27 protein-coding genes are annotated in these 25,973 nt (G+C 66.7%); 14 read left to right on the plus strand and 13 right to left on the minus strand.

Features of this window, described 5'->3' with window-relative positions; genetic code table 11:
- Position 1: 1 nt before the first annotated feature.
- Entirely contained in the window at positions 2–835 is an 834-nt protein-coding gene (locus ACIPXZ_RS07395; RefSeq protein ID WP_400591804.1) for an alpha/beta fold hydrolase, read from the minus strand.
- A gap of 31 nt (positions 836–866) precedes the next feature.
- Positions 867–1,796 (minus strand): alpha/beta hydrolase, encoded by a 930-nt coding sequence (locus ACIPXZ_RS07400; protein ID WP_400591806.1) that lies wholly within the window; start codon positions 1,794–1,796, stop codon positions 867–869.
- Between the two features lie 107 nt (positions 1,797–1,903).
- Between ACIPXZ_RS07400 and lysS the strand changes: the two genes are divergently transcribed.
- From lysS to ACIPXZ_RS07420, 4 genes are all read left to right on the plus strand, one after another.
- Positions 1,904–3,361 carry a lysine--tRNA ligase gene (gene lysS, locus ACIPXZ_RS07405; protein ID WP_400591976.1) on the plus strand — a complete coding sequence of 486 codons (1,458 nt, stop codon included), beginning with the start codon at positions 1,904–1,906 and terminating at the stop codon, positions 3,359–3,361.
- A gap of 2 nt (positions 3,362–3,363) precedes the next feature.
- A complete protein-coding gene (locus tag ACIPXZ_RS07410) occupies positions 3,364–3,543 on the plus strand; it encodes a hypothetical protein (RefSeq protein WP_400591808.1) in 180 nt (59 codons plus the stop codon).
- Positions 3,544–3,664: 121 nt separating this feature from the next.
- Complete coding sequence (locus ACIPXZ_RS07415) at positions 3,665–3,988, plus strand: Lsr2 family protein (RefSeq protein WP_400591810.1); 324 nt, start codon at positions 3,665–3,667, stop codon at positions 3,986–3,988.
- 162 nt (positions 3,989–4,150) lie between these two features.
- Positions 4,151–6,700 (plus strand): ATP-dependent Clp protease ATP-binding subunit, encoded by a 2,550-nt coding sequence (locus tag ACIPXZ_RS07420; protein ID WP_400591812.1) that lies wholly within the window; start codon positions 4,151–4,153, stop codon positions 6,698–6,700.
- A gap of 432 nt (positions 6,701–7,132) precedes the next feature.
- On the opposite strand, the gene ACIPXZ_RS07425 is transcribed toward ACIPXZ_RS07420, so the two are convergent.
- Positions 7,133–7,678, minus strand: coding sequence for a hypothetical protein (locus ACIPXZ_RS07425; RefSeq protein WP_400591814.1), 546 nt, complete (start codon positions 7,676–7,678; stop codon positions 7,133–7,135).
- A gap of 132 nt (positions 7,679–7,810) precedes the next feature.
- Between ACIPXZ_RS07425 and ACIPXZ_RS07430 the strand changes: the two genes are divergently transcribed.
- The 4 genes from ACIPXZ_RS07430 to dhaM all read left to right on the plus strand — a co-directional run bounded on the left by ACIPXZ_RS07430 (position 7,811) and on the right by dhaM (position 10,793).
- The gene (locus ACIPXZ_RS07430; protein ID WP_400591816.1) at positions 7,811–8,323 is read left to right on the plus strand and encodes an amino-acid N-acetyltransferase; all 513 of its coding nucleotides are present in this window, start codon (positions 7,811–7,813) and stop codon (positions 8,321–8,323) included.
- A gap of 105 nt (positions 8,324–8,428) precedes the next feature.
- Positions 8,429–9,430 carry a dihydroxyacetone kinase subunit DhaK gene (dhaK, locus tag ACIPXZ_RS07435; RefSeq protein WP_400591818.1) on the plus strand — a complete coding sequence of 334 codons (1,002 nt, stop codon included), beginning with the start codon at positions 8,429–8,431 and terminating at the stop codon, positions 9,428–9,430.
- A 2-nt stretch (positions 9,431–9,432) separates the two neighbouring features.
- On the plus strand, positions 9,433–10,068 hold the full coding sequence (dhaL, locus tag ACIPXZ_RS07440; RefSeq protein ID WP_400591820.1) for a dihydroxyacetone kinase subunit DhaL: 636 nt from the start codon (positions 9,433–9,435) through the stop codon (positions 10,066–10,068).
- Positions 10,069–10,076: 8 nt separating this feature from the next.
- Positions 10,077–10,793, plus strand: a complete 717-nt coding sequence (gene dhaM, locus ACIPXZ_RS07445) for a dihydroxyacetone kinase phosphoryl donor subunit DhaM (protein WP_400591822.1) — start codon at positions 10,077–10,079, stop codon at positions 10,791–10,793.
- Positions 10,794–10,805: 12 nt separating this feature from the next.
- Here the strand turns inward: dhaM and ACIPXZ_RS07450 are convergent, their stop codons facing one another.
- Entirely contained in the window at positions 10,806–11,792 is a 987-nt protein-coding gene (locus ACIPXZ_RS07450) for an A/G-specific adenine glycosylase (RefSeq protein WP_400591824.1), read from the minus strand.
- Positions 11,793–11,940: 148 nt separating this feature from the next.
- On the opposite strand from ACIPXZ_RS07450, the gene ACIPXZ_RS07455 reads away from it, so the two are divergent.
- A complete protein-coding gene (locus ACIPXZ_RS07455) occupies positions 11,941–12,582 on the plus strand; it encodes a hypothetical protein (RefSeq protein WP_400591826.1) in 642 nt (213 codons plus the stop codon).
- 106 nt (positions 12,583–12,688) lie between these two features.
- Here the strand turns inward: ACIPXZ_RS07455 and disA are convergent, their stop codons facing one another.
- The 5 genes from disA to ACIPXZ_RS07480 form a co-directional block, all read right to left on the minus strand.
- Complete coding sequence (gene disA, locus ACIPXZ_RS07460; protein ID WP_400591828.1) at positions 12,689–13,765, minus strand: DNA integrity scanning diadenylate cyclase DisA; 1,077 nt, start codon at positions 13,763–13,765, stop codon at positions 12,689–12,691.
- Between the two features lie 265 nt (positions 13,766–14,030).
- Positions 14,031–14,438 (minus strand): SRPBCC domain-containing protein, encoded by a 408-nt coding sequence (locus ACIPXZ_RS07465; protein ID WP_400591830.1) that lies wholly within the window; start codon positions 14,436–14,438, stop codon positions 14,031–14,033.
- On the minus strand, positions 14,435–14,770 hold the full coding sequence (locus ACIPXZ_RS07470) for an ArsR/SmtB family transcription factor (protein WP_400591831.1): 336 nt from the start codon (positions 14,768–14,770) through the stop codon (positions 14,435–14,437). The genes ACIPXZ_RS07465 and ACIPXZ_RS07470 overlap by 4 nt, the downstream gene beginning before the upstream one ends.
- 196 nt (positions 14,771–14,966) lie before the next feature.
- Positions 14,967–16,340 carry a DNA repair protein RadA gene (gene radA / locus ACIPXZ_RS07475; protein WP_400591833.1) on the minus strand — a complete coding sequence of 458 codons (1,374 nt, stop codon included), beginning with the start codon at positions 16,338–16,340 and terminating at the stop codon, positions 14,967–14,969.
- Between the two features lie 33 nt (positions 16,341–16,373).
- On the minus strand, positions 16,374–17,492 hold the full coding sequence (locus ACIPXZ_RS07480) for an aromatic acid exporter family protein (protein ID WP_400591835.1): 1,119 nt from the start codon (positions 17,490–17,492) through the stop codon (positions 16,374–16,376).
- Positions 17,493–17,876: 384 nt separating this feature from the next.
- Between ACIPXZ_RS07480 and pstS the strand changes: the two genes are divergently transcribed.
- The 5 genes from pstS (at position 17,877) to ACIPXZ_RS07505 (ending at position 22,769) form a co-directional block, all read left to right on the plus strand.
- Positions 17,877–18,995 (plus strand): phosphate ABC transporter substrate-binding protein PstS, encoded by a 1,119-nt coding sequence (gene pstS, locus ACIPXZ_RS07485; protein WP_400591837.1) that lies wholly within the window; start codon positions 17,877–17,879, stop codon positions 18,993–18,995.
- A 194-nt stretch (positions 18,996–19,189) separates the two neighbouring features.
- Positions 19,190–20,107, plus strand: coding sequence for a phosphate ABC transporter permease subunit PstC (pstC, locus tag ACIPXZ_RS07490; RefSeq protein WP_400591978.1), 918 nt, complete (start codon positions 19,190–19,192; stop codon positions 20,105–20,107).
- A gap of 1 nt (position 20,108) precedes the next feature.
- On the plus strand, positions 20,109–21,218 hold the full coding sequence (gene pstA, locus ACIPXZ_RS07495) for a phosphate ABC transporter permease PstA (RefSeq protein WP_400591839.1): 1,110 nt from the start codon (positions 20,109–20,111) through the stop codon (positions 21,216–21,218).
- Positions 21,219–21,251: 33 nt separating this feature from the next.
- Positions 21,252–22,031 carry a phosphate ABC transporter ATP-binding protein PstB gene (gene pstB, locus ACIPXZ_RS07500; RefSeq protein WP_400591841.1) on the plus strand — a complete coding sequence of 260 codons (780 nt, stop codon included), beginning with the start codon at positions 21,252–21,254 and terminating at the stop codon, positions 22,029–22,031.
- A gap of 120 nt (positions 22,032–22,151) precedes the next feature.
- Positions 22,152–22,769, plus strand: a complete 618-nt coding sequence (locus ACIPXZ_RS07505) for a TetR/AcrR family transcriptional regulator (protein ID WP_400591843.1) — start codon at positions 22,152–22,154, stop codon at positions 22,767–22,769.
- Here ACIPXZ_RS07505 and ACIPXZ_RS07510 read toward each other — a convergent pair.
- From ACIPXZ_RS07510 to ACIPXZ_RS07525, 4 genes are all read right to left on the minus strand, one after another.
- Positions 22,766–23,044: a hypothetical protein gene (locus ACIPXZ_RS07510; protein ID WP_400591845.1), complete on the minus strand. Its 279-nt coding sequence runs from the start codon at positions 23,042–23,044 to the stop codon at positions 22,766–22,768. The genes ACIPXZ_RS07505 and ACIPXZ_RS07510 overlap by 4 nt on opposite strands.
- A 355-nt stretch (positions 23,045–23,399) precedes the next feature.
- Positions 23,400–24,410 carry an anion permease gene (locus ACIPXZ_RS07515; RefSeq protein ID WP_400591847.1) on the minus strand — a complete coding sequence of 337 codons (1,011 nt, stop codon included), beginning with the start codon at positions 24,408–24,410 and terminating at the stop codon, positions 23,400–23,402.
- Positions 24,411–25,028, minus strand: a complete 618-nt coding sequence (locus ACIPXZ_RS07520) for a DUF47 domain-containing protein (protein ID WP_400591849.1) — start codon at positions 25,026–25,028, stop codon at positions 24,411–24,413.
- A 214-nt stretch (positions 25,029–25,242) separates the two neighbouring features.
- Positions 25,243–25,884: a hypothetical protein gene (locus ACIPXZ_RS07525; RefSeq protein ID WP_400591851.1), complete on the minus strand. Its 642-nt coding sequence runs from the start codon at positions 25,882–25,884 to the stop codon at positions 25,243–25,245.
- Between the last annotated feature and the right edge of the window lie 89 nt (positions 25,885–25,973).

Genomic DNA, 25,973 nt, shown 5'->3' on the forward strand with positions numbered 1-25,973 from the left:
CTCAGGCGTCGAAGAACTCCGCAAGCGGTTCGATCAGGCGGGCGGGGGCGCGGTTCACGCCGTCGTGTCCGAGGCCTGGGATCACGCTGTAGGAGGAGCCGGACAGGACGTCGTGCAGGCGTCCGCAGGCCACGCCGAAATACGACGGGCTCTTCTCGCCCACCAGGATGAGCGTCTCAAGCGGCAGCTCCAGGAACGGCTCTGCGGACATGTCCGCAGCCATGACAGCCTGGATCTCCCGGACCCCGTTCGGCAGCTGCTCGCGCAGTTCCTTGCCGAACTCGGTGCCCTGCGTGAGGTAGTTGCCGAGCGTGAGCATGTAGAGCGGCATGCGGGAGATGGGGCCATGGGGTTCGAGGCCACGCATCACGATGGCGAGGGCCTTGTCGGTGTCTCCTGCGGCGTGCGCCGCTTCGTACTCGTCGACCCATGGCGCCTGGACGCTGCCGTCGATCGAGACGGCCGGGTCGTAGACGGCCAGGTGGTCCACGGCGATGCTCCGTGCCGCGTGCAGCACGAGGGCGCCGCCGAAGCTGTGCCCGAAGATGTCCCGCGTTCCCGTGTGGTCCAGGACCGCCCGCAGATCGGAGACGTCCTGTTCCAGGGAATAGGAGTCGATCTGCGGTGTGGATCCGCCCTGGCCGCGGCGATTGAGCACGTGAACGGGACGCTTGAGCGCCTCGGACAGGGCCTTGGCGAACTTCGTGTAATCGGAGGCGGTGACCAGCGACCCGATCACCACCACGACGCCGGGAGCGGCGCCTTCGGCGGCTTCGGCGTAGGTGAACAGTTCCAGCTCGGCACCGTCCGGGGTGCTGACCAACTCGCGCTTCATGCCATGAGCCTAGCGGAGCAGTCTGGGCACGTCATGATCGCCGCTGGGGCCGCTTCCGGGGGTGCTGGCCGGCACCGTGGACGTGGAACTCCGCCAGGGCGGTGACCAGACGTTTTCCCACTGCGGGAACGGAGCCGTGGACGCAGCGCGGGACCTTCCTCAGCGGGCCGGGGACCGTGCTGTGCAGCTTCTCCGCGGTGTCCCGGAAGTAGCGGGGACTGCGGGCGCCGTAGAAGATCGCGGACTCCTGGGAGATGTCCGCGAAGTCCTCGGCGTGCGCCTCCTCCTCGAGTGCGGCGCGGAGTTCGCCCACCGAGCTGGGCATGAGCTCAGCGAAGACACGGTTGGCCGTCGTTCGCCCGAGGGCGGTGAAGAGCAGCGCCAGGATCGGTTCGGGAGCGCGGGCGAGTGCCGTTCCTGGCAGCATGCCGCGTCGCATCCGTGCCAGCGCGCGGGGGACGTCGCCGTCGTTCACGGCCTGCGTGAACGCGGGGAGCCAGTCGGTCGGTGCGCTCCCGTCGATGTTGATCGCAGGGTCGTAGACGGAGAGACGCCCGGCGCCGAGCCCGGTCCCGAGATGCCGCGCGGCGTTCAGCACCACGGCTCCTCCCAGGGAGTGCCCGAGCACGTGGTCTGATGCCGTGTGGCGCAGGACCGCCTGGACATCGGCGATCTCAGTGTCCATGCCGTAGTCGGGGCCCTGGTCGGGGGACTCTCCGTGGCCTCTGCGGTCGTAGACGTGCACAGCCCAGCGTGCGCCGTCGTCCTCTGCTTCGAGCGCTGTGACGAAAGCCTGGGCGAAGGGGCGGTAGAGCGCCGCCGTCAGGAACGCCCCGCCGACGACGACGAGGCTGTGGGCCGCGTCCTCCTCGCCGTAGCTGTCCAGCGCGAGCTCGTCCCCGGCGTCGGTGGGTACGCGCGACTCCCTGCGTGGAACCTGCAAGGCGTCGGTGAACTTCATGGTGCCTCATGGTACCGGCCCGCCCGCTTCGTCCCGGTCACGTAAACTAGAGGACTGTGACTGCTGAAAACCCCACTCCCCTTGAGGCCTCCGACGAGAACGAGCAGATGCGCGTCCGCAAGGAGAAGCGCCAGAAGCTGCTCGATCTGGGCATGGAGGCCTACCCGGTGGGTGTGGAGCGGACTCATTCCCTGAAGGAGATCCGGGAGAAATACGGACACCTCCAGGCCGATGAGACCAGCGGTGACGTGGTCGGCGTGACGGGCCGCGTGGTGTTCGTTCGCAACACCGGCAAGCTCTGCTTCGCCACCCTGCAGGACGGTGACGGCACCCGTGTGCAGGCGATGCTGAGCCTCGCGGTGGTCGGCGAGGAAGCCCTGGGGCAGTGGAAGGCCCTGGTGGATCTGGGTGACCATGTCTTCATCAAGGGCGAGGTCATCTCATCCCGTCGCGGCGAGCTGTCCATCATGGCGGAGTCCTGGGCCATGGCCTCCAAGGCGCTGCGCCCCCTCCCGGTGCTGCACGCCGAGCTGAACGAGGAGACCCGCGTGCGCCAGCGCTACGTGGATCTCCTGGTCCGCGATGAGGCGCGTCAGATGGTCTACACGCGAGCCTCTGTCACACGCTCCATCCGGGAAACACTCAATCGTCACGGATACGTCGAGGTCGAGACCCCGATTCTCAATCTGGTGCACGGCGGTGCTGCGGCGCGCCCATTCGAAACGCATTTGAACGCCTTCGATCAGAAAATGACCTTGCGCATCGCCACGGAGCTTTATTTGAAGCGGACCGTGGTGGGCGGCATCGAACGCGTGTATGACATGGGGCGGGTGTTCCGCAACGAGGGCGTGGATTCCACCCACAGTCCGGAATTCACCACGCTTGAATGCTATGAGGCCTGGGCCGATCAGTTCGTGATGGCCGAGCGTATGAAAGAGATCATTCTGGACGCCGCGGATTCAATCGGGGCAGGCCGTGTCATTCAGACCGAAGCGGGCGAGATCGATCTCGGCGGGGAATGGACCTGGCTCGGCGTCTATCCCGGCCTTTCCGCGGCCGTGGGTCAGGAGATCACTCCGGACACTCCTGCCGGGGAACTCCGCGCCCTCGCGGAGAAGCACGAGGTCAAGGTGGATCCTGCCTGGGGTGCCGAGAAGCTCGTGGTCGAACTCTTCGGCGAAATCGTGGAACCCACGTTGCTCAACCCGACGTTCGTGTACGACTATCCGCCGTCCGCGCAGCCGCTGGCCCGCCAGCACCGCAGCGATGGCCGCCTGATCGAGGCGTGGGATCTGATCATCGGCGGCATGGAGCGCGGCACCGCGTTCTCCGAGCTGATCGACCCCGTGATCCAGCGCGAGCGTCTGACTGAGCAGTCCCGTCTAGCGGCCGCCGGCGATGACGAGGCCATGCAGCTTGACGAGGACTTCCTGCGGGCGCTGGAATACGGCGCGCCTCCCATGGGCGGTATCGGATTGGGTGTGGACCGCCTGGTCATGCTCTTCACCGGAGCGGGCATCCGCGAGACCATTCTCTTCCCCCTGCTGAAGCCGGAAGCCAACTGAGCATGGAATACATCGCAGTCATTCTCCCGTCTCTCGTCGTGGGCCTGCTTTTCTGGTTCGCGATCCGGGCGCTGCTGAACGCGGATCGTTCAGAGCGCGATGCGCAGGCCCGCGCCGAGGACGAATGGGACGCCGAGGGAAACAATAACGAGTCGAAATCTTCGGATTCGGCCGACAATTAGAGTGCTGACTAATTTGAATTCTTGACTCCTTGTTATGTCTTCGGACATACTCTTATGCGGGGGAACTGCCAAACGGGTCTCCGTGGCCCGTATTTTCACCACATGATGGGAGCCATAATCCATGGCACAACGAGTCAAAATCATTCTGGTCGACGACGTCGACGGCGGCACCGCGGACGAAACGATCCGTTTCGGCCTGGACGGCAGCAACTATGAAATTGATCTCTCCGCTGAAAATGCACAGAAGTTCCGGGACTCGTTTCAGGAATATGTCGCCGTCGCCCGTCGGGTGACCACCGCCGGCCGCACCCCCAAGCGCGCCGCGGCCAAGGGTCAGGACACTGCCCAGATCCGCAAGTGGGCTCTGGACAACGGCTACAAGGTCAGCTCGCGTGGACGCGTCCACGCTGACATCATCGAGGCCTACCACAAGGCCAACAGCTGATCAGTGCGGGTTCCGCAAGGATCCTGCTCCGGAGAAAGCCCCTTCGCCGCCCGTCGGCAGGGGGCTTCCTCCGTTAAGGGATTCCCCCTCTGGCGAACACGCCCCACAACGCCCTGGCACGCACGTAGCATCTAAATACGTCGTATGGAGGAGTGTGGCGAAATGTTTGAGAGATTCACGGATAGGGCACGCCGGGTAGTCGTCCTTGCACAGGAGGAAGCCCGCCTGCTCAACCACAACTACATCGGGACCGAGCACATCCTTCTTGGACTCATCCACGAAGGCGACGGCATCGCCGCGAAGGCTCTGGAATCCCTGGGAATCTCGCTCGACGCCGTGCGTGAGCAGGTCCAGGAGATCATCGGACAGGGTCAGCAGGCGCCGTCGGGCCACATTCCCTTCACGCCCCGCGCCAAGAAGGTCCTGGAGCTGTCTCTGCGTGAGGCGCTGCAGCTGGGGCACAACTACATCGGCACGGAGCACATCCTGCTGGGCCTCATCCGTGAGGGTGAAGGCGTGGCGGCGCAGGTTCTGGTGAAGCTGGGTGCCGATCTGTCCAAGGTCCGTCAGCAGGTCAATCAGCTGCTCACGGGCTACCAGGGCGGCAAGGAGACTGCGGGCGCAGGAGTCGGCCCGGGCCAGCAGGAGGGCACTCCGGCCGGTTCCGTGGTGCTGGACCAGTTCGGCCGCAACCTGACTCAGGCTGCGCGCGAGAACAAGCTCGATCCGGTGATCGGCCGCGAGCACGAGATGGAACGCGTCATGCAGGTCCTCTCGCGCCGCACCAAGAACAACCCGGTGCTGATCGGTGAGCCGGGCGTCGGCAAGACCGCCGTCGTCGAAGGCCTCGCCCAGGCGATCGTCCGCGGCGACGTGCCGGAGACGATCAAGAACAAGCAGCTCTACACGCTGGACCTCGGTTCCCTGGTGGCAGGTTCCCGCTACCGCGGTGACTTCGAGGAGCGCCTGAAGAAGGTACTCAAGGAGATCCGCACGCGGGGTGACATCATCCTGTTCATCGATGAGATCCATACCCTGGTCGGTGCGGGAGCTGCCGAAGGCGCCATCGATGCCGCGTCCATCCTGAAGCCCATGCTGGCTCGCGGAGAGCTGCAGACCATCGGCGCCACCACGCTGGATGAGTACCGCAAGCACATCGAGAAGGACGCAGCTCTGGAGCGCCGTTTCCAGCCGATCCAGGTGGCTGAGCCGAGCGTCGAGCACGCGATCCAGATCCTGAAGGGTCTGCGCGACCGCTACGAGGCGCACCACCGGGTGAGCATCACCGACGGCGCCCTGGAGGCCGCGGCGACGCTCGCGCAGCGGTACATCTCGGACCGCTTCCTGCCGGACAAGGCCATCGACCTGATCGACGAGGCCGGCGCCCGTCTGCGCATCCGCCGCATGACGCCGCCCGCCGAGCTGAAGGAGATGGAGGCCTCCATCGAGACGGTGCGTCGCGAGAAGGAATCCGCGATCGACGCCCAGGACTTCGAGGGTGCCGCCGCTCTGCGTGATCGCGAGCAGAAGCTCGTGACCGAGCGTCATGAGAAGGAACAGGCCTGGCGTGAAGGTGGCCCGGACGAGATCGCCGAGGTGGATGAGGAGCTCATCGCCGAAGTGCTCGCGAACTCCACCGGCATCCCGGTGTTCAAGCTGACCGAGGAGGAGTCCAGCCGACTGCTCCGCATGGAGGACGAGCTGCACAAGCGCGTGGTGGGCCAGGACGACGCCATCAAGTCGCTCTCGCAGGCCATCCGCCGTACCCGTGCGGGTCTGAAGGACCCCAAGCGCCCGGGTGGCTCGTTCATCTTCGCCGGCCCCACCGGCGTCGGCAAGACCGAGCTGGCCAAGGCCCTGGCGGAGTTCCTCTTCGGCGACGAGGACGCGCTCATCACCCTGGACATGTCCGAGTACTCGGAGAAGCACACCGTGTCGCGTCTGTTCGGTGCGCCTCCCGGATACGTCGGCTACGAAGAGGGCGGTCAGCTGACCGAGAAGGTCCGCCGTCGTCCGTTCTCCGTGGTCCTGTTCGACGAGGTTGAGAAGGCTCACGCCGATCTCTTCAACTCCCTGCTGCAGATTCTGGAAGACGGTCGCCTGACCGACTCCCAGGGCCGCGTGGTGGACTTCAAGAACACCGTGATCATCATGACCACGAACCTCGGCACCCGGGACATCTCCAAGGGCGTCATGACCGGCTTCCAGTCGGGCACGGACACCAAGACGGGCTACGACCGCATGCGGGCCCGGGTCACGGAGGAGCTCAAGCAGCACTTCCGCCCCGAGTTCCTGAACCGTGTGGATGACGTCGTGGTGTTCCCGCAGCTGACCCAGGAGGAGATCATCGAGATCGTCGACCTGTTCGTCACCCGCCTGGAGAACCGCCTCAAGGACAAGGACATGGGCATCGAGCTCACGCCCGCCGCCAAGGTGCTGCTCGCCACGCGTGGCTACGATCCTGCGATGGGTGCCCGGCCGTTGCGCCGGACCATTCAGCGCGAGATCGAGGACCAGTTGAGCGAGAAGATCCTCTTCGGGGAACTCAAGCCCGGCGACATCGTCCTGGTCGACGTCGAGGGCGAGGGCGACGAGGCGAAGTTCACCTTCGCCGGAACCGCCAAGCCGGTGGTCCCGGAGCTCGCCCCGAGCGCGCACGGCCACGGTGACTCGGACGGGAAGCCCGGGGAATTGGGACACGGCGCCGCCTGAGCTCAGGCGGGTAACGCGTAACAAGGGCCGACGACGGCGGGATGACCCGCCGTCGTCGGCCCTTTTCGTGTGGTCTGTTCCCCGGTGAGTTCGCTGCTTTTCGGCTCTTGCCCGCCGAGCCCGCTATTTCCGTGCGAATTCGTTGGTTCAATGAGCGAATTCGCACGGAATCAGCGAGTTCATGGTGTCGGGTGGCCCGGTGGGGGCAGGGTGGCTGGGGTTGCTCTGGCGGAGTGGCTGAGCTCGCTACCTTGGTGCGGTCTGGTCGGTGAATCCGCTAGTTCGGGGTGGCCTGTCCCCGGTGAGTTCGCTGCTTCTCGACTCTTGCCCGCCGAGCCCGCTATTTCCATGCGAATTCGTTGGTTCAATGAGCGAATTCGCACGGAAATAGCGGGCTCACGGAATCAGCGAGATCGCGCGGAACCAGCGAGTTCAGCCGAGGACCGGTAGGAGGCGCGGTGCGCGGGCCTTGAGGGTCGCTCGCCAGGCCCTGGCAAGACCCCAGGTGGCACCGGCGTCGGTGGCGGCCAGGACGAACAGCGCCGCGGCGTAGATGACGTGCTGGTCCAGAACCGGATTGTCCTGCAGGGGCAGCATGCTGAGCCACATCAAGGCGAGGAGCAGGGCTCCCGTCCAGGCGGCGGCCCGCAGCGCGATGCCGAGCAACAGCGTCAACCCGAGGACGCCGAGACCCGCCATGAACAGCAGGTCCACCCACCACTGGCCCGCCAGGGCTCCAAGAGGATCGCTCAGCCATCCGTCGAGGCTTCCGAGGTAGCCCTTGGTGGGACTCTTGCCGTTCAGCACCCCGCGGCCGGCCGGTGTGGAGAAGCCGAGCCCGAACAGTTTGTCGACGAAAGCCCAGGCGAAGATCAGGCCCAGCAGGATACGGAGGGCGGCCAGGGCGCGGGAGGCCGAGGCTGTGAGTGTCCGGGGAGGTGCGGTGGCGGGAGCGGAAAGGGAACCTTCGAGGGCCATGGGGTCTCCAGAGGTGAGTTGATGGGGGTGTCCGTGACACTAAGCGGAGTAAGTGAGAGCGTAAAGTCATATGACTCCGTGTGGCTGGACTCCGTGGCGGTCCGGGGCCTGAGCAGGTTCTACGATGGAGGAATGCCGGCCCCCGACTTCACGCTCCGCCCCGCACGCACTTCCGACGTCCCGGGCATCAAGCGATTGGTCGCACCGCTGGCCGACCACCGGATCCTGATGGCCAAGGAGACCGTGGCGTACTACGAAGGCATCCTGGAGATGCGCGTTGCCGAGGCGGACGACGGCGAGCTGATCGGCTGCGGGGCTCTGCACGTCATGTGGGAGGACCTGGCGGAGATCCGCACGCTCGCGGCGTCGGACGCGTGGCGCGGTCGCGGCGTCGGGCACGCGCTCGTGGAGCGTCTGCTGGATGAGGCCCGCTCGGTGGGCGTCAGCAGGGTTTTCTGCCTGACGTTCGAGGTCGGGTTCTTCCAGCGGCACGGGTTCGAGGTGATGGCGGATCAGAGTGCCGTCGACCCGGGAGTTTACGCCGAGTTGTTGCGGTCTCACGACGAAGGCGTGGCGGAGTTCCTCGATCTGGCGAGGGTGAAGCCCAACACTCTCGGGAACACCCGCATGATCCGCACGCTCTGATGCTCGTCGCAGGGTGCTGAACTGCGAAAACACCTTTCCTCTACTTTCTGTCAGCCGCTGGTAGTAGGTTCTTAGCAGGTGGTCCGCACAAGGCAGGGAGTCCCCATGAAAAAGCTCATCAATGACCCGCGCGCGGTGGTCGACGAGGCGGTGGAGGGCTTCGGCCTGGCGCACGCCGATCTGGTCACTGTCAGTGCTGATCCGCTCTACCTCACGCGCAAGGATGCGCCGGTGGCGGGCAAGGTGGGTCTTGTCTCGGGCGGCGGCAGCGGACACGAGCCTCTTCACGCGGGCTACGTCGGCCGGGGAATGCTCGACGCCGCCGTGCCCGGCGCGGTCTTCACCAGTCCGACTCCGGACGCGATCCTTCCCGCGACGCTCGCCGTGGACTCCGGTGCCGGCGTCGTGCACATCGTGAAGAACTACACGGGCGACGTGCTGAACTTCGAAACGGCGGCCGAGCTTGCGCAGGCCGAAGGCGTTGACGTGCGGACCGTTCTGGTCAACGACGACGTCGCCGTCGAGGATTCGCTCTACACAGCAGGGCGTCGCGGTGTCGGCGGCACCGTGCTGGTCGAGAAGATCGCCGGGGCTGCGGCTGAACGGGGCGACTCACTGGACGCGGTCGAGGAGATCGCCAAGCGGGTGAACTCGAAGGTCCGCTCCATGGGCGTGGCCCTCAGCGGATGCACCGTGCCGCATGCGGGAGTCCCGAGTTTCGAATTGGCGGACGACGAGATCGAGATCGGCATAGGAATCCACGGGGAACCGGGCCGGCACCGGATCAAGCTGGAGAATGCCGACGCCATCACGGCCCGGCTTCTTTCACCGATTCTGGAGGACCTCGCCCCGGCTCCGGGGCAACGCGTGCTGCTCTTCGTGAACGGTATGGGCGGCACCCCTCAGAGCGAGCTGTACATCGTTTTCCGGGCGGCGTCCCAGCTGCTCGGCGAGGCCGGTCTCGTGGTGGAACGCAATCTCGTCGGCAACTACATCACGGCCCTGGAAATGCAGGGCTGCTCTCTCACGGTGCTGCTGCTCGACGACGAGATGGTCGAGCTGTGGGACGCGCCCGTGCACACCGCAGCACTGCGCTGGGGGGCCTGAGCATGGCCGGGACACTGGGGCTGGAATGGGCTCTCGACTGGATGCGGCGTGCCGCCACAGTCCTCTCGGACAACCGTATGGCGCTGATCGAACTGGACCGGGTGATCGGCGACGGCGACCACGGAGAGAACATGGAGCGCGGTTTCACGGCCGCGCTCGCCAAGCTGGAGGAACAGCCGCCCGCCACTCCGGGAGCCGTTTTGAAGTCCGTCGCGATGACGCTGATGTCCAAGGTCGGTGGGGCGGCCGGACCGCTCTACGGAACGGCGTTCCTCCGGGCATCGACAGCGCTCGGGGATGCAGCAGAGGCTGACTCGGCGGCCGTGCTCGCCGCGCTGACGGCCGCCCGGGACGGGATCGTGGCCCGGGGGAAGGCGGAACCCGGAGACAAGACCATGATTGATGCGTGGACCCCCGCAGTGGAAGCAGCTGAAGCGTCCGCCACCGCGGATCCGGCCGCTCTCCTCGCATCCGCTGCCGCGGCTGCCGCTCGTGGGGCCGAGGCGACCGAACCTCTCGTGGCGCACAAGGGCCGGGCCAGCTACCTGGGCGAGCGCAGCGCCGGACACCGGGATCCGGGTGCTCAGTCCACGGCTCTGATCCTTCAGGCCGCCGCCGACGCGGCCGCCGATGTTTGAATGGTTCCATGACTGTAGGAATCGTGGTGGTGTCCCATAGCGCCAAGATCGCTGAAGGCGCCTGTGAACTGGCCGCCCAGATGGCCCCCGGCGTGCGGATGGAAGCGGCGGGCGGCACCGACGACGGGCGGATCGGCACCAGCCTGGAGAAGGTGATGACGGGCATCGAAGCCGCCAACAGTGGCGGTGGTGTCGTGATCCTGTGTGATCTCGGATCCGCGTTCATGGTGGCGGAGAGCGCTCTGGAGTTCCTGGGGGCGCCCTCTGACGTCGCCCTGGCCGATGCGCCTCTCATTGAAGGCCTCGTGGCCGCGTCGGTGTCCGCGCAAGGAGGAGCCGGCATCGCCGCAGTCAAGGCGGCGGCCGAGTCAGCGCTGGCCCTGCAGGTTCAGGCGCGGATCGACGGCGGAGGGCCGGGTGCGGGAACCGCAGCCCGTGCAGCAGCCGGAACGGATGACTCGGTGGGCGGCGCGATCATCGAGGACTTCGAAGTTCTCAACGAACTGGGACTGCACGCCCGCCCGGCCGCTGTGCTGGCCGGATACCTCGGCGGTCTGGATGTGGAGGTCGACATCAACGGTGCCGACGGCCAGTCCGTCATGATGCTGATGACCCTGGCCGCCGGCAAGGGAACTCCGTTGCACGTGCGTGCGAGCGGACCCGATGCGCGGCGCGCGATGGACTTCATCGCGCAGCAGTGCCGCACGGGTTTCGGCGAGCTCTGAAGCAGGACTCCGTCAGAGACTAAGGCCGGCGTCCGACTCGTTCGCGAGCCCGTCCTTCAGCAGACCTCCCAGGCAGCGCTCCAACTGTTCGGGGGCCGCCTTCAACCGGTGCAGGGCATCGAGACGACCCAGCGCCCCCTCCGAGCCGCTCCAGGAGAGATTCGCTGTGCCGGTCTCCCAGTCGGCCGGTGGGGCCAGGAAGAGCTCCCGGGGCACGGGTGACCCTGCTTCCCGGAGCACCGCCATGACGGCTCCGCGGACCTGCCGGTCCGTTCCATGCCAGGACTGGCCCTTGGGGACGTACTCCGGTTCCGGCGACCCCGCCGCGAGCCAGGCGCACTCCGTCGCCACGGGGCATTCCTGGCACTTGGGGGAGCGTGCTGTGCAGACCAGGGCCCCGAGTTCCATGACGGCCGCGTTCCAGGTGACCGATTCCGCACGGTCCTCCGGCAACAGCTCCTCGGCGAGTCGGGCCTCTGCGGCGGTGAACGAAGGCGAGGGCAATGCCTTGCCGCTGAACAGACGTGCGTGGACCCGTCTGATGTTGGTGTCGACGACGCTCTCCCGTCGCCCGAAGGCGAAGGCCGCGATGGCTGCCGAGGTGTAGACGCCGACGCCGGGCAGCGCCTGCAGCTCCTCGCGCGTGCCGGGGACCTCGCCGTCGTGCTGTTCCACAATGGCGACGGCGGCCGCGTGCAGCCTTTGAGCGCGGCGTGGATAGCCGAGACGGCCCCAGGCCCTGACGGCCTCCGACGACGGCTCCGCGGCCAGCGCGGCGGGGGTGGGCCAGCGCGTCATCCAGATTTCCCAGACCGGCAGAACGCGCGAGACCGGCGTCTGCTGCAGCATGAATTCGCTCACCATGATGCCCCACGGACTGCAGCCGGTGGAGTGTGGCAGCGCGGTCCGCCAGGGGAGGTCGCGGCCCGTGGCGAGGAACCATTCCTCGATGAGCCGGGATGTCCTGTGGCGTTTGCTGTCGATGCTGTTCGTGGTCATGGCGGAATCCACTGTATCGCTCAGCCACGGCTGCCCCCGCTCCCACCCCTCGCTTCGCTCGGCGCGGGCCCCGCGCGGGCTAGCGCCTACCCCGCTCCCACCCCTCGCTTCGCTCGGCGCGGGCCCCGCGCGGGCTAGGCTTGAGCACATGGCACGGCAGGGACAGAGCAGCAGGGGCGGATCGGCGCGGAAGGTCAGCCCGGCTGTCTATCGCAGACGCCGTGTGGCGGTCCTCGGTGTTCTGCTGGTGGTCCTCGCGCTCCTCGCGTGGGGTGTCTTCGGGGTGATGTCACTGGTCAAGGGTTCCGGGAAGGACGACGCCGCTGCCACGCAGCCCACCGGTGCCGTCAGCACGCCGGGTGCCACGCCGTCGTCGACTCCCACCACGTCAAGCACTCCCAGCTGTGACCTGGGCAAGATCAAGGTCACCGCCACGACGGACAAGAAGAGCTACGGCCCCAAGGACAAGCCTGTTCTGACGCTCAAGGTGACCAATGAGGGCACGGTGGCTTGCCCGGTCAACATGGGGACTTCTCAGATGGAGTTCCTGGTCTCCAGCGGCCAGGACCGGATCTTCAGCTCCCGGGACTGCATGGACAAGCCCACCAACCTCTCCAAGTCCCTGGCCCCGGGCAAGAGCGAGAGCGCCAATTTCGTCTGGCAGCGGAATCGCTCGGTGGAGGGCTGCCAGGTGATCAACGCGGCACCCGGTGGCGGGGGAGCGACCTATGTCTTCCAGGCGACCCTGGGCCAGTGGACCAGCGGAAAGGCCGTCTTCCAACTCGGCTGAGACGGTTCAGCCCCGCTGCGGTGACGACGAAGTCGCTAGTTTCGTGCCAATTCGCTCATAAAGGAAGCGAATTGGCACGAAACCAACGATCTCGGGCGTCGTCCGGTCAGATGTAACGGTCCAGCAGGCTCGACTCGGCCATCCGGGAGAGGCCTTCGCGGACGCTGCGGGCGCGCTGCTCGCCGATGCCGTCGACCTGCATGAGGTCTTCGATGGTGGCCGCCATGAGGTACTGAAGCCCGCCGAAGTGTTCCACCAGACGGTCGGCGACGGCGCCGGGAACGGCCTTCAGTCCGGACAGCAGGCGGTAGCCGCGTGGTTCGACGGCGGCATCCGGCGACGATTCTCCGCCGGTGGTGGCGATGATGGCCGCGATCCGGTGGGTGTCGACGAGGTCCTGGGCGCTGAGTTCCCGCAGTGCGAGCACCGCGTTCTCGATGTCATCGCCGGAGGCGCCCTGGCCGGCGTAGTCACGCAGGATGACGTCGCTTCCCGGGCCCCAGCCGGCCGTGAGCTCATCCAATTGCAGTGCGAGCAGGCGGCCGTCCACACCGAGTTCCAGGACCAGCTGCGAGATCTCCTCCGAGATGCGGCGCACCATCTCCTGGCGTTGCAGGGTGACAGCGACGTCGCGGACGGTGACCATCGCCTCGATCTCCAAGGAGGAGAGCGCGGCCGTGACCTGATCCAGGCGGGAGCGGTACCGCTCCATGGTGGCCAGGGCCTGGTTGGCGCGGGCGGAGACCTTCTCGGAACCTTCCAGGACGTGCCGGAGACCGCTCACGTACAGGGCGATGATCTGCATGGACTGGCTCACCGAGATCACCGGGAAACCGGTCTGTTTGGCCACGCGTTCGGCGGTGCGGTGCCGGGTTCCGGACTCGGAGGTCTCGATGCTGGAGTCGGGGACCAGCTGGACGGCCGCGCGGATGATGTTGCTGGCGTCCTTGTCGCAGACGATCGCCCCGTCCATCTTGGCCAGCTCGCGCAATCGGGTGGGGGAGAATTCGATCCCGATCTCGAAACCGCCGGAACTGATGGCCTCCACCGTGCGATCGGTGCCTAGGACGATCAGGGCGCCCGTGCGACCTCGCAGGATGCGCTCCAGACCGTCTCGCAAGGCGGTTCCCGGAGCGACCCGGGCGAGTGTCGCCCGGAGTGTCTCTTCTGGTGTGCGGGCCATGCTGGCAGTTTCCCTTCAGGCGTGCGGACCGTTCTCGACGGCCCGGCTCCAAAGGCCGTTTGGCGGCATGCGCCCAGGGACACCCAAAGTGCGTCATTCACGGCTGAGACCATCATAGGGTCTGAGAGGGCCGAATTCCGCATCAGGACAGCTCAAAGTGCCCCGGAATCGCTCTCAGGGACCGGTGCGGAAACGGCTGTTGCCGCGGGATCTGGAAACAAGACTCTGACCCGTTTCGCCGACCGTCAGGACGGGGAGCCGAGGGTCAGTGCTCGCCGTCGAGGACCCGGTCGATCCGTGCGATGACGGCGGGCCAGCCCTTGCCCATGCCTTCGAGGGCCTGGCGGCCGGCCGGGGTGTCCAGGCGGAAGCCGGAGTGCTCCAAATGCAGCACTGTTCCGTCGGGCACGCCCTCCAGTCGCCACGTGATCGGAGTGTCCAGGACGCCTTCGGCGAAGAGAAAAGTGAGGCTCGTGCCAGGCTCGACCGCGAGGATCTCACAGTGCTGCTCACCCCAGCCGGGCATGTCCAGGGTGAAGCGATGGCCGACGACGGCGGCGATGTCGCCGGGTGCCCACCAGCGGGCCAGCAGTTCCGGGGTGGTCAGCGCGGCCCAGACGCGCTCGGCCGGGTGGGGGAAGTGGCGCTGGAGGCGGACGAGGTTCTCGGTCATGGGTGTTCTCCTTGTTCGGGGGCGGGATCGCTCGCATCGAGCAGTTCTCCCAGGGCGTCGAGCCGTTCTTCCCAGTACTGTTCGTAACGCTTCAGCCAGGCGCTCACTTCGGCGAGGCCCTCTGCCTGGAGCCGGTACACGCGGTGCCGGCCTTGCCGCTCTTCCAGAACGAGTCCGGCTTGGCGAAGGATGCTGAGGTGTTCGGACGCCGTGGAGCGGCTCAGGTTCAGGGTGGCTGTGAGTTCGCCGGCGGTCCGGGGGCTGCCCCGCAAAGAGTCCAGCATGTGGCGCCGGGTGGGGTTGGCGAGGGCGCCGAAGACGTCGGGAAGCACCCATTCACTATACGTCGGAAATTTCCGACATATCAAGGTCGCCTGCCGCCTCGTCCGCGAAGTGACAGTTGGCGCCCCTTCCCGGCCCGGGAAAGGGCATCACCTGTCACTTCGCGGTAACGGGAAGGCGGGTGAGCGCACGGAGGGCGGGTATGCGCGCAGGAACACAGCCGGACGAGAGCAGGGCCGGCCGGAATCAGTGGATCAGGAGTTCCAAGGCCTGGGCCAGGTGTTCCACTTCTTTCACGGTGAAGCCCTCGGGGATCGGGCCCGGCCCATTGGGGCTGGAGGGCACCACGGCGTGGGTGAAGCCGAGCCGGCTCGCCTCCTGGATCCGCTTGTTGATCCCGGGCACGGGGCGGACTTCGCCGGCCAGCCCCACCTCTCCGAAGGCGATGAGGCGGCTGGACAGGGCCTTGCCGGCCTTCGCCGAGGCGACCGCCAGTGCGACCGCCAGGTCGGTGGCCGGCTCGCTGAGCTTCACCCCGCCCACCGTGGCCACGTAGGAGTCGTCCTTGTGGAGCTGACACCCGGCCCGCTGCTGCAGCACGGCCAGGAGCATGGCCACGCGGGAACTCTCGAGACCGCTCGTGGCGCGGCGAGGCTGGGCGTTGGAAGAGGCTGCCAGAAGCGATTGAACCTCTGCCACGAGTGGCCGCCGCCCCTCCAGCGTCACCGTGATGCAGGTGCCGGAAACCGGCTCCTTGGTACGGGAGACGAACAGCCCGCTCGGGTCCGCCAGCCCCTCGATGCCATCCTCGTTCAGGTCGAAGCACCCCACCTCGTCCGTCGGGCCATAGCGGTTCTTCACGGCCCGGATGAGCCGCAGCCGGGAATGCCGCTCGCCTTCGAACTGGCACACCACATCCACCAGGTGCTCCAGAAGCCGTGGGCCGGCAATGGAACCGTCCTTGGTCACATGTCCGACCAGGAGGGTGGTCATGTTCCGCTTCTTGGCCGCAGCGATGAGCGAGGCGGCCACCTCACGGACCTGAGAGACGCCACCGGCAGAGCCTTCCACCTCGGGGCTGCTCAACGTCTGCACGGAGTCCACCACGAGGAGCCTGGGTTCCACCCGTTCCACTTGGCCCAGGGCCTGGGAGAGGTCCGTTTCCGCCGAGAGGAACAGTGTGTCCGCCACGGCGTCGATCCGCTCGGCCCGCAGCTTCACCTGGGCCGCGGACTCCTCGCCGGTCACATAGAGGACGTCCTGCCCGGTCCGTGCGAAGCGTGCCGCCACGTCCAGCAGCAGGGTTGACTTGCCGACGCCGGGTTCACCGGCCAGCAGGATCACCGCACCCGGGACCAGCCCGCCGCCCAGTACACGGTCCAGCTCGTCCACGCCCGTGGGCAGGAACGCCGCCGCGGCGGCGTCGACCGATGCGATAGGGACGGCCGGCTCCAGCACGGTGGCGGCCGCCGTCGTGCGCGCGACAGTGGCGCCGCTTTCCACAACGCTGCCCCACGCCTGGCACTCGCCGCAGCGGCCCACCCATTTGATGGTGGTCCAGCCGCATTCGGTGCACTTGTACCCAGGCGCTTTGCTGCCACGGGCGGTCTTGCTTGCCATGTCTCCAAGGGTATCGAGGAGTCCTGACAGGAATTACAGCTCAGGCAGGTAGTCGCGGGCTTCCTCGGCTTCGGCGCCGGCGGTCTCCAGCAGGTCCACCATGAGGGGGCGGAAGAGCATCACCACCGTCTCACCCTCCAAGCGGTTCACCCCCAGGAGCTTCGGGTGCAGCCGTGTGGCCAGGGCGGCCAGGTCCTGCCGGGCGCTGCGCAGAGCGGACTCGCGGCCCCGACCGTCGTCGCCCGCATAGCCCGCAGCGAGGACGTCCACCGCGTCCGCGGTCTCCAGCAACACCTCGGCGATGCTCTGTGTCGCCTCGTCGCTCAGAGCGGTGTGGTTGATGGCACTGGTCAGGCGGCGTGCGAAGACCCGGCAATTGCGGAGGGCCAGGTCAAGGAACTCCACCGCATCACTCAGGCGGGACACCTCCGAACGGTGCCGACGGTACAGCGGTGACATCGTGGTCACCTCGTCCGAGGCCCGGAGAGTCAAGCGGAGGGCATCCAGCTTCGGCTGGCAGTTCCGGGCCCGGACCAGGGCGTGCCAGGCCTGCGTGGAGTCGCTCTCCATGAGGCCCTTGCCGCATTCGCGCAGCACCTCCGCCGTCTGCTGCAGGAGTCCACGGAGTTCCAGTCGCGGTTCCTCGCGCGGATCGCGAGGCGTCAGGAAGGCCACCAGCAAGGCGAAAGTGCCGCCGACGACGGCGTCCAGGCTGCGCGTGAAGGGGCCGCCGGCCGGCGCGGGCAACAGCACCACCAGCAGCGATTGGAGGCCGAGCTGCGTGGCGAAGATGGCGCCTCCGTCGAGGAAGCGCGCCAGAAGGATCGAGAAGAGGAGCACGGCGGCGGCCTGCAGGATGCCGGAGCCGAGCCAGTGCAGCAGCAGTTCGCCCACTGCGATCCCCAGGGTGCAGCCGATGCCCACCTCCAGGACCCGGCGCATCCTGGTGCCGCGGGCGAAGCCGAGGGCGATCAGGGAAGACGTGGCCGCGAACAAGGGACCGACGTGCCCCAGCACGAATTCGGAGAAGGTGTACGCGCCGACTGCGCACAGGGTCATCTGAAGCGCAGGCACCAGCGATTCCCGGGTCCGGATGGCGCCGGTCGTGGCGCGGTCCTTCACTTCCTTCCTGAGGGATGAGAGACGCGCCATGGCCTAAGCCTATGCGGCGAGGGGCCCCGCGCGAGCGAAGCGAGGGTGGGGGAGCGTGCTGGGCGCTATGCGGCGAGGGGCCCCGCGCGAGCGAAGCGAGGGTGGGGGAGCGCGTTCACGTGGGAGTGGACGGCGGTTAAGCAGATGTCTTTACGGCTGACAGGCGGCGAACGCAATGCGACCCGGAACGATGTCACGGAGAGTCCACGGCCGGTTAACCTCTCGTTCACCTTTAACCGCGGATCCCGTTACCTGGGCTCCCTAGTTTCGATGAAGGTACAGAAAAGGTACGCGCCGTCGGCAGCGCCGTCCAGTCAACCCGGGAGGGGGAGGACGAGCAAGTCACAGGCCGACGCGAAATCAGGAACCCTGAAAGGGAACATTGTGAAGGCTCTTCGTTTCGGCCGCCACGCGGCACTCGCCGTTGTCGCAGCAGGCGCCCTGGCGCTGACCGCGTGCGGCTCCGACAACGCCACCGGTGCCAACTCCGCTGCTCCGAGCAGCAACGGCCCCAAGGTCACCGGCACGCTGACCGGCGTGGGCGCCACTTCTCAGAGCGCCGCCATGGACGCCTGGAAGACCGGCTTCTCCGGTGCCAACTCCGGCGCCAATGTGCAGTACTCCCCCGACGGTTCCGGCGCGGGCCGCAAGGCCCTCCTGGACGGCTCCGCTCAGTTCGCCGGCTCGGACGCCTACCTCAAGGATGACGAGTACGCCTCCTCCAAGGCCAAGTGCGGCCCGGACGGCGCCATCAACATCCCGGTGTACATCTCGCCGATCGCGGTCGCCTTCAACGTGCCGAACGTCCAGGAGCTCAAGCTCGACGCCGACACCCTCGCCAAGATCTTCCGCGGCCAGGTGGCCAAGTGGAACGACCCGGCCATCACCGCCCTGAACCCGGGCGTCACGCTGCCCGACCTCAAGGTGACCCCGGTGAACCGCTCGGATGACTCCGGCACCACCACCAACTTCACCCAGTACCTGAGCGCCGTGTCCCCGTCCGTGTGGACTGACAAGGCTGCCGGCGTCTGGCCGTCCTCTCTCAAGGGTGAGAACGCCAAGGGCACCTCCGGCGTCGTCAAGACCGTCACCGACACCCCCGGTGCCGTGACCTACGCCGATGACTCGGCAGTCTCCGGCAAGCTCGGCGTCGCGTCCATCAAGGTGGGCGACACCTTCGTCAAGCCCACCGCCGACGGTGCCGCCAAGGCCGTCGAGTCCGGCAAGCCGGTCGCCGACCGTGCCAAGGGCGATCTGTCCCTGACGATCGACCGCACCAGCAAGGACTCTTCGTCCTACCCGCTGACGCTGGCCTCGTACCACATCGTCTGCAGCACCTACAAGGACCAGGCGACCGTTGACCTGGTGAAGGCGTTCGAAAGCTACGTGGTGAGCGACGCCGGTCAGCAGGCCGCATCCGACGCCGCGAAGTCCGCTCCGCTGAGCAAGGCTCTGCAGGACAAGGCCAAGGCTTCCATCGAGGGCATCAAGGTTCAGGGCTGAAACGCCTGAACTGAGGTGAAAGGTTCCCTGCCCAGCACGTTCCGCCCTGAAGGACGACCCCGGTTCCGGGGGTCCGCAGGGGATGAGGAGGAACGCGCGGGCAGGGAACCTTCCCGTTATCCCGTCCCAGCCGTATTGCGGCGAGGCGGGTCCGAACACTCGACTGGAAGGGCAGTTAAGTGAGCAGCAACACCATGACCAGGTCGACGGCCGCAGGACGGGCCGGCGACAAGGTCTTCTCCGGCACCGCCATGGGCGCCGGAATCCTGATTCTCGTCGTCCTGTTCGGCGTGGCCGCCTTCCTGGTGGTCCAGGCCTTCCCGGCCCTCGTGGCCAAGCCCGAAGACATTCAGGGCGGTGCGGGATTCTGGTCCTACATCTGGCCCATCGTCATCGGCACGCTGATCGCCGCCGCGATCGCTCTGGTGATCGCGACTCCGGTGGCCATCGGCGTCGCACTCTTCATCTCGCACTACGCCCCGCGCCGGCTCGCCTCGGCCCTCGGCTATGTGATCGATCTGCTGGCCGCCATCCCCTCGGTCGTCTACGGCGCCTGGGGGGCGGCCTTCCTGGCCCCGTCGATCGCCCCGGGGTACGCCTGGCTGGCTGAGAACCTCGGCTGGATCCCGATCTTCGCAGGACCCGCGTCCGCGACGGGAAAGACCATCCTGACCGCGGGCATCGTCCTGGCCGTCATGGTCCTGCCGATCATCACCTCGCTCTCCCGCGAGATCTTCCTGCAGACTCCTAAGCTGCACGAAGAAGCCGCACTGGCGCTTGGTGCCACACGCTGGGAGATGGTGCGGATGGCCGTGCTGCCGTTCGGCCGCCCGGGGATCATCAGCGCCATCATGCTGGGTCTGGGCCGTGCATTGGGCGAGACCATGGCGGTGGCCCTGGTGCTCTCCTCCGGAGCGCTCACCGCGAGCCTGATCCAGAGCGGCAACCAGACCATCGCGGCTGAGATCGCACTGAACTTCCCGGAGGCTTCCGGAGTTCAGGTCAACACGCTCATCGCCGCCGGCCTGGTCCTCTTCGTCATCACGCTGGCCGTCAACATGGTGGCCCGTTGGATCATCACCAAGCACAAAGAATTCTCGGGGGCCAACTGACATGTCTGCGACCATGACTCCCACACGCCGTCGTTCCGCCCTCACCAAGGGCCAGCTGCCCAAGTACGCGCCCTGGGCCGTGCTCGGCGTCGCTCTGGTGCTCGGCGCCGCCCTGATCAACCTGATCGGCTTCAATGCCTTCGGCTGGGGCATCTTCACCGCCGTCCTCTTCACCGTGGGCCTGGTGGCCTGGAGCGGTGCCGTGGAGGGCGCGCGCAAGGCCAAGGACAAGCTGGCCACCTGCCTGGTGGTGGGCGCGTTCATCGTGGCCGTGCTCCCGCTGGTCTCGGTCATCTGGACCGCCCTCGTGAACGGCATCCCCGGCCTGGTGACGCCCGGCTTCCTGGGCACCTCGATGAACGGGGTCACCGGCGCCACGGACAACAAGGCCGTGGAGAACGGCACCAAGGTGCTCGGCGGCGTCTACCACGCGCTCATCGGCACTGTGCAGATCACCTTGCTGGCCACGGTCATCTCCGTTCCGGTGGGCCTGCTCACCGCCGTCTACCTGGTGGAGTACGGAAACGACAAGACGCTGGCGAAGGCGATCACCTTCTTCGTCGACGTCATGACGGGCATCCCGTCGATCGTCGCGGGTCTGTTCGCTGCGGCCTTCTTCTTCATCGTGGTGGGTCCCGGCACCAAAACCGGTGCCGTCGCCGCCGTCGCACTCTCCGTGCTGATGATCCCCGTGGTGGTGCGCTCGAGCGAGGAAATGCTCAAGATCGTCCCGAACGAGCTGCGCGAAGCCGCCTACGCGCTCGGTGTCCGCAAGTGGCGCACCATCCTCAAGGTCGTCATCCCGACGGCGATCTCCGGTATCGCCTCCGGCGTCACCTTGGCGATCGCCCGCGTGATCGGTGAAACCGCGCCCATCCTGGTGACCGCCGGCTTTGCCACCGCGATCAACAACAACGTGTTCGGCGGGTGGATGGCTTCGCTGCCCACCTTCATCTACACGCAGATCCTGAACCCCACCTCGCCGTCCAACCCCGGCCCGTCCGACCAGCGCGCCTGGGGCGCAGCCCTGGTGCTGATCATCCTGGTGATGCTGCTGAACCTCATCGCCCGTCTGGTCGCCAGGATCTTCGCTCCCAAGCAGGGTCGCTAGAGACATCCTCAGAATTCCGAAGGAACCACAGCAATGAGCAAGCGCATCGACGTCAAGGACCTGAACGTCTACTACGGCAACTTCCTGGCCGTGGAGGGTGTCAACATCAACATCGAAGCCAAGTCCGTGACGGCCTTCATCGGTCCGTCCGGCTGCGGCAAGTCCACCTTCCTGCGAACCCTGAACCGCATGCACGAGGTGCTGCCCGGCGCCACCGTGGAGGGCGAGGTACTGCTGGACGGTGCGGACATCTACGGTGCCGGGGTGGACCCGGTGACCGTTCGCACCAACATCGGCATGGTGTTCCAGCGTCCGAACCCGTTCCCCACCATGTCCATCCGGGACAATGTCCTGGCCGGCGTGAAGCTGAACAACAAGAAGATCTCCAAGGGCGAGGCGGACGCCCTCGTGGAGAAGTCCCTCAAGGGCGCCAACCTCTGGAACGAGGTCAAGGACCGTCTGGAGAAGCCCGGATCCGGCCTCTCCGGTGGGCAGCAGCAGCGCCTCTGCATCGCCCGCGCCATCGCGGTGGAGCCGGCCGTGCTGCTGATGGACGAGCCGTGCTCGGCCCTGGACCCGATTTCCACCCTGGCGGTGGAGGACCTGATCAACGAGCTCAAGGACTCCTACACCGTGGTGATCGTGACCCACAATATGCAGCAGGCCGCTCGCGTCTCCGACAAGACGGCGTTCTTCAACATCGCCGGGACCGGCAAGCCGGGCAAGCTGATCGAGTTCGCTGAGACCAGCACCATCTTCAACAACCCGAGCCAGAAGGCCACCGAGGACTACGTCTCCGGCCGCTTCGGGTGATCGGCTCCCGCTGGGCCCTTCCCCGGCGGGTTTCCTCCCTCAGGAACGTCTCTGGCCCCCACCGTCGCTGGTGGGGGCCAGAGACGTTAAGGTGTGCCAGGCTCTGCTAGCGTCGGATGCGTGGCACGACCCAATACCCAATCCCAGCGACGCCAGGACCTGATGACGGCCGCCGCGAAGGTCATCAACGAACAGGGTCTCCGTTCCATCTCCCTGGCGGACGTCGCCGAGAAGGTCGGATTGAGCCGTGGCGCCGTGCACTACTACTACGGCGACCTGGACGAGCTCCTCGTGGAAGTGCACCGGGCGGGCACCGAACGGTTCTGCGACGAACGAGACCGCGCCGTGGCCGCCGTCGACGGTCCCCGTGAGCAGTTGGCCGTGGCCATCCGCGCGGGCCTCCCAGAGGGGCCGGAGGACGAACTCATGCGGCTCATCTTCCAGTTCAACATCCTGGCGGCGGGCTCCTCGCTGCATCTGACGCTGGCCGATTCCATGTACCTCCGCCAGGTCGCCACCTACCAGGGGATCATCGAACGCGGCATCGCCACGGGGGACTTCCACCCGGTGCTCCCGCCGGCCACGATCGGCATGCACATGGCCGTCATGGAGGACGCGTACAGCCTCCATATCGTCAACGGGAACCAGAACCTCGACGTCGACGCGGCGGAGGCCGCCATGCACGCCTCCGCCGCGGCTTTGGGAATCCCACCGACGACGGCGGGTCTGGACTCCTAGACCTTCTCCGGAATCGCAGTGGTGTCCGCTTCGTCCAGACGCATCTTCGGCGTGGGCCGCCGGAATCCCCGGGTGAGCCAGAGCAGGTAGACGAAGCCGAGCGCGAGCCAGCACACGCCCGCGGTCAAGGCGATGCCACTGAGCTGAGTCAGCATCCAGACGGTGATCACGGCGCCCAGGGCCGGGAGCGCCACGTGAGTGAACAGGTTCAGAGGGCGCTGACGCCTGGTGCGGACATAGTAGGCGGAGCCTGAATCGGGGTACTGACCGGCCATCCGTGCATAGCTCAGCGCATGGCGAGCAGGAGGGTGAGGGTGGCGATGAGAAATGCGGTGGGAGCTGCTCCGGAGCTTGCCGCGGCGATGATGCCGAAGGCGACTACGGAGGTCAAGGAGAGGCTGCTTTCTTCCGTCCCGGTCGGGCCCGGTGGATGTGTCGGGGAGGCCGGATGCGGTGGCGCCTTGCCGGAAGGGTGAGTCCGGACGCCGTGGACATAAGGAACGGTTTCAACGGGAACTCATGATCTCAGCTCCGCCGAACTCGCGAACTCTGTGCGAGATCGCGCATCCTGAGCGCGAAACGGCAAGGAACCAGCGAGTTCGGCGGGATTGCGGCGTGGTTCGCCCCGTTTCAGAGCAGGGCCGAAAGGGCCATCTGGAAGATGAAGGCAACGGCCGCCGCGGCGAGAGGTGTCACCAGCCAGTAGCCCAGGATCCGCAGCACGACGGGCCGGTTGGTCTCCGGGAAACGCTGGTTGGACCCGGCGCCCCACATGCCCGCCGTCATGGTGTGAGTGGTGGAGATCGGCCAGCTCAGGGCGATGGCTCCGATGAATTGCAGGGCGAAGCCCACGGACTGGGTCACGAAGCCGCGCATCGGATCGACCCGGATCATGCGGTGTCCCAGCGTGTAGGAGATACGCCAGCCGCCGAAGAGGGTTCCGAGGGTCATGGCCGCGGTCACCAGCACGACCAGCATCGGTGCCAGTGGAGCTCCGTCGTCATAACCGGCGGCGACCAGGGCGGCGAGCATGACCAGGAAGGTGCGTTGCCCGTCCTGCAGTCCGTGCCCGAAGGCCACGGCGCCCGCCGTGATCGCCTGCGCCCGGCGGAAACGCCGGTTGACCACATTGGGTTGCAGATTCCGGGCCACCCAGATGGTCGGCCAGACCAGCAGATAGGACAGCAGGAACGCCAGCGCCGGGGACACGAGGAGGGGCAGTGCCACCGAGTTCCACAGTGTGGCAGCTGTTTCGGGGATCTGGTCGCCGCCCTTGAGCAGGGCTGCGCCGCCCGCCCCGAAGAGGCCGCCGAACAGGGCGTGCGTGGAGGAGGACGGCATGCCCTTCCACCAGGTGAAGATATTCCACACGATGCCGGCTGCGAGCCCGGAGATCAGCAGGCTGAGTCCGCCGGTACCTCCTGGGATATGCATCCAGTCCGTCCCGATCGACGCCGCCACCGGATACGCCAGCAGGACTCCGAGCAGGTTGAACAACGCGGCGAGCACGACGGCGACGCTCGCCGTGAGCGCTCGCGAACGGACGGCGAAGGCGATGGCGGAGGAGACGTCGCGGAAGCCGTTGAGGAAGGTGAAGGCGACCGTCAGCAGCACGGCCAGGGTGAGGAAGAGGGGAACCACTCAGGATTCCTTGACGATGATCGCTCCCACCGAGGTGGCGACGCGACGCATGTCCTTGGTGACCTCGACGAGCTGATTGGCCACGTCCCGGTGGCGGGTGTACTGGGCGAACTTCATGTCCTTGAGCATGTCCGCGACCCAGACCCGGTGAGTCCGCTCGGCGCGTTTGGCCAGCCGGAGCACCTCGATCCAGTAGTCCTCCAACTCATCCAGATTGTCGAGCATCCGCATGGCCTCGACCGTGAGTTCGGCCTGGCGGGTGATGATCTCCAATTGGTCCGCTGCGCGCTTGGGCAGCCGTTCGAGCTTGTAGAGGGCGATCAGCTCGGCCGCGCCGTCCAGCTTCTCCATGGCGTCATTGAGGTAACGCGAGAGGGTGAACATGTCCTCGCGGGGGAGGGTGTTGATGAAGCTGGTGCGCATATGGGTCAGCAGCGCGTAGTGCAGATTCATCGATTCGCCCTCGTGCTCGTGCATCTCTTCGACGAGGCGTTCGAAATCGGCTGCGGGGGCACCGAGAAGTTCGGACAGTGTTCCGGTTCCGAGGACCAGCTGGCGGGCCAGCTGGGTGAGGAGCCTGAGTCCGGCAGTCTCCTGGGGGAAGAGGCTGAGTTTCACGTCTTACCGGTGTCCTTGGCTGGCGTAAGGGGATCAGGCGCGCGCGCCAGCAGATTTGATGGTGCCGGACCGGATACGCCTCTCGGCGGTAGGCCGCTCGAAGCGGCGAATTGTTGAAGCCCGGGGGTTTCGCGGCCCGACACCAAGTTCAGTTTTCTACGTCCGGGGCTCCTAGTCAACATTGACAGCAGACGGTTTGAGTGGTTCTCCGGATTCAGTCCAGGTGCCCGTTGCGCCATGCCGCCGCTGCGAACTCGAGGTCGTCCGCAGTGTGGACCAGGCGGTGGGAGTCTTTGGTCAATTTGGTGGCGTGGGCTTCATTGGAGAACTCCGCCGAGTCCGCCAGCCGGGCCTGGCCGAGAGCGATCACGCGGCAGAAAGCCGCGAAACGTTCCAGCGCGACGTCGAATTCGCCGTCGAACGCCCCGGAGAGGATCGCGTCCGACATGTGGCGGATCTCATCCGCGCCGGGGGGCTCCGCCGCACCCGCGACCGCGTGGGAGACCTGAGCGCCTTCCTTGCCGGCGTTGAAGTAGAGGGCCATGCGGTCCGGGTCCTGGACGATGGCTGCGCGGAGGGCGTACAACCGCCAGAGGGCGCCGGGGAGCGAGTGCGCGGGGCTCTCGGCCCAGAGCTCGGCGATGACCTCGATGCCCTGCTTGTCCGCGAGCTTGACCAGGCGCTTGGTGACCTCGGGGTCTTCGTTCGCGCGGCCGTGTTTCACGAGTGCGTGCGCCGCCAGGTGGGCGGCTTCAGACACGCGTGCAGGATCCGCGCCGCCCGCGAAAGGCTCGAAGTCGAGAGGCGCGAAGGGCTTGGGCTTGTGGTGCCGCGGGGCTCCCTGGTTCTCGCTCATGTGCCTACGCTACGCCTGGTGAGGTCGCCGCGGAACAGTCCGGACGGCTCGGTGGAAAGCCGCGACGGCGATGCGGTCGCCTACGGTAG

This window comes from Arthrobacter sp. NPDC090010 (assembly GCF_044748305.1).
Taxonomy (GTDB): Bacteria; Actinomycetota; Actinomycetes; order Actinomycetales; family Micrococcaceae; genus Arthrobacter_E.

Excerpts from the sequence above, each read along its gene's own strand:
- ACIPXZ_RS07420 (WP_400591812.1), top strand. The coding sequence starts at position 4,151 with ATGTTTGAGAGATTCACGGATAGGGCACGCCGGGTAGTCGTCCTTGCA.
- ACIPXZ_RS07450 (WP_400591824.1), bottom strand. The coding sequence starts at position 11,792 with ATGACCACGAACAGCATCGACAGCAAACGCCACAGGACATCCCGGCTC.
- ACIPXZ_RS07525 (WP_400591851.1), bottom strand. The coding sequence starts at position 25,884 with ATGAGCGAGAACCAGGGAGCCCCGCGGCACCACAAGCCCAAGCCCTTC.
- ACIPXZ_RS07465 (WP_400591830.1), bottom strand. The coding sequence starts at position 14,438 with ATGACCGAGAACCTCGTCCGCCTCCAGCGCCACTTCCCCCACCCGGCC.
- dhaK (WP_400591818.1), top strand. The coding sequence starts at position 8,429 with ATGAAAAAGCTCATCAATGACCCGCGCGCGGTGGTCGACGAGGCGGTG.
- pstC (WP_400591978.1), top strand. The coding sequence starts at position 19,190 with ATGACCAGGTCGACGGCCGCAGGACGGGCCGGCGACAAGGTCTTCTCC.
- ACIPXZ_RS07400 (WP_400591806.1), bottom strand. The coding sequence starts at position 1,796 with ATGAAGTTCACCGACGCCTTGCAGGTTCCACGCAGGGAGTCGCGCGTA.
- ACIPXZ_RS07395 (WP_400591804.1), bottom strand. The coding sequence starts at position 835 with ATGAAGCGCGAGTTGGTCAGCACCCCGGACGGTGCCGAGCTGGAACTG.
- dhaM (WP_400591822.1), top strand. The coding sequence starts at position 10,077 with ATGACTGTAGGAATCGTGGTGGTGTCCCATAGCGCCAAGATCGCTGAA.
- pstA (WP_400591839.1), top strand. The coding sequence starts at position 20,109 with ATGTCTGCGACCATGACTCCCACACGCCGTCGTTCCGCCCTCACCAAG.
- dhaL (WP_400591820.1), top strand. The coding sequence starts at position 9,433 with ATGGCCGGGACACTGGGGCTGGAATGGGCTCTCGACTGGATGCGGCGT.
- ACIPXZ_RS07410 (WP_400591808.1), top strand. The coding sequence starts at position 3,364 with ATGGAATACATCGCAGTCATTCTCCCGTCTCTCGTCGTGGGCCTGCTT.
- ACIPXZ_RS07480 (WP_400591835.1), bottom strand. The coding sequence starts at position 17,492 with ATGGCGCGTCTCTCATCCCTCAGGAAGGAAGTGAAGGACCGCGCCACG.
- ACIPXZ_RS07510 (WP_400591845.1), bottom strand. The coding sequence starts at position 23,044 with ATGGCCGGTCAGTACCCCGATTCAGGCTCCGCCTACTATGTCCGCACC.
- ACIPXZ_RS07425 (WP_400591814.1), bottom strand. The coding sequence starts at position 7,678 with ATGGCCCTCGAAGGTTCCCTTTCCGCTCCCGCCACCGCACCTCCCCGG.
- pstB (WP_400591841.1), top strand. The coding sequence starts at position 21,252 with ATGAGCAAGCGCATCGACGTCAAGGACCTGAACGTCTACTACGGCAAC.
- radA (WP_400591833.1), bottom strand. The coding sequence starts at position 16,340 with ATGGCAAGCAAGACCGCCCGTGGCAGCAAAGCGCCTGGGTACAAGTGC.
- disA (WP_400591828.1), bottom strand. The coding sequence starts at position 13,765 with ATGGCCCGCACACCAGAAGAGACACTCCGGGCGACACTCGCCCGGGTC.
- ACIPXZ_RS07415 (WP_400591810.1), top strand. The coding sequence starts at position 3,665 with ATGGCACAACGAGTCAAAATCATTCTGGTCGACGACGTCGACGGCGGC.
- ACIPXZ_RS07455 (WP_400591826.1), top strand. The coding sequence starts at position 11,941 with ATGGCACGGCAGGGACAGAGCAGCAGGGGCGGATCGGCGCGGAAGGTC.
- ACIPXZ_RS07430 (WP_400591816.1), top strand. The coding sequence starts at position 7,811 with ATGCCGGCCCCCGACTTCACGCTCCGCCCCGCACGCACTTCCGACGTC.
- lysS (WP_400591976.1), top strand. The coding sequence starts at position 1,904 with ATGCGCGTCCGCAAGGAGAAGCGCCAGAAGCTGCTCGATCTGGGCATG.